The organism is Rhodococcus sp. P3_B8, from assembly GCF_056402775.1.
Map to the genome: position 1 here is coordinate 1 of NZ_JBFUGT010000633.1, position 1,307 is coordinate 1,307.

Consider the following 1,307-nt stretch of genomic DNA (forward strand, 5'->3'; position numbering starts at 1 on the left):
GATGGGGACCGCCGAGGAGGAACCCGATGAGCGAACCGTCACCGTGCACCGTCCCGGTCCCGGTGGCACCGACACTGTGACTGCCGATGGTCGTGTGGCACACGCGTGACTATCCGACGGTGGTGCCGGCAGCGGATCCGTCGGTGAGCAGGGCGTAGAACCGCTCGACGTCGGCTCGCCAGCACAGGGCGGTGCCGGGTGCCTGCAGCATCGCCGCCCCCGCCGCGACGCCGTACCGAGTCGCTCAACGACCGACCGCACGCCAGGCCACCCACCACACCGGCGACCATGCTGTCGCCCGCTCCGACACCGCTGACCACGGGGACTTCGACCGACGGGAAATACTCGTCGCGGTCCCGCGTGACCAGCAGGGCGCCTTCGGCACCGAGGGAGAGGACCACGACCTCACAGACCCCCCGGTCGATGACCTCCCGAGCCGCAGCCACCTGGTCGTCGATCACAAACAACTCCCGCCCCGTCCAGTCCCGAAGTTCGCGAATGCTGGGTTTGACGAGAAAGACCCCGCCCCCGAAGCTGTCTCAGGGCCGGACCGGAAGTATCCACGATCACTCGCGCACCGAGCTCGCCTACGACGTCCGCCACCTGCTGGCCACGTAGTCGGCCCCTGACGCGACCTCGGTGACGAGGTCGAGACAGGCCATCTGTTCCCTCGCGGTCACTGTCGGTCCCGGCAGGACGAATCGGTACTGCAGACCCGGACACCGACGTGATGCCGTTACGTACGAGATGTTCCGCGAGAGCGGGATTGGTCGACACCGCCTGCCCGCACAGGGAGGTGGTGAGGCCCGCGCGGGTGGCACGCTCGATGATGACGTCGATGGCGTCGAGCACGGCGGGGTCCATGGTGTCGAACAGATCCCGGCAGATCTCGGAATCCCGATCGACTCCGAGAACGAGCTGAGTGAGGCCGCCAGTACCGAAGCTGCACGACCACGCTGAAGCGGTACCCCGCCGTGTCGAAGTGGTGTCCCGGCCCCGGGAGCCCTTCGGTTCCAGTGCGGTGGGAAGGACCTGACCGCTTCCGGTGTCAGGGGTGTTCCCTGTACAGCGCGGCGCCGGCGGTGACCCCCGCACCCACGGCGATGATCAGGACTCGATTCCCGGCCGGGATGCCACCCGTCCGGCGGTCCAGGGCTGCCACGAGGGACGCGGTATGCATCCGTTCGTCATCCGCGACCACGATCCGCGGCACGGGGACGCCCAGGTGCTCGGCGAGCGTCGCGCGGAACTTCCGCCGGGCGGGAGCGGCCACGATCAAATCGACATCGGCGAGGTCGAGGGAGGAT

At 68.6% G+C, this 1,307-nt stretch carries 1 protein-coding gene and 2 pseudogenes; all 3 read right to left on the reverse strand.

Annotated features, from left to right (window positions below):
- Positions 1-287: 287 nt before the first annotated feature.
- Positions 288-467, reverse strand: a pseudogene (locus AC1D1G_RS45310) (PfkB family carbohydrate kinase); the annotation flags it as partial.
- 250 nt (positions 468-717) lie between these two features.
- Positions 718-945, reverse strand: a pseudogene (locus AC1D1G_RS45315) (putative PEP-binding protein); the annotation flags it as partial.
- A 103-nt stretch (positions 946-1,048) separates the two neighbouring features.
- Positions 1,049-1,307: 3-oxoacyl-[acyl-carrier-protein] synthase III C-terminal domain-containing protein (locus AC1D1G_RS45320; RefSeq protein WP_477956955.1), on the reverse strand; the 259-nt coding region annotated here is incomplete at its 5' end.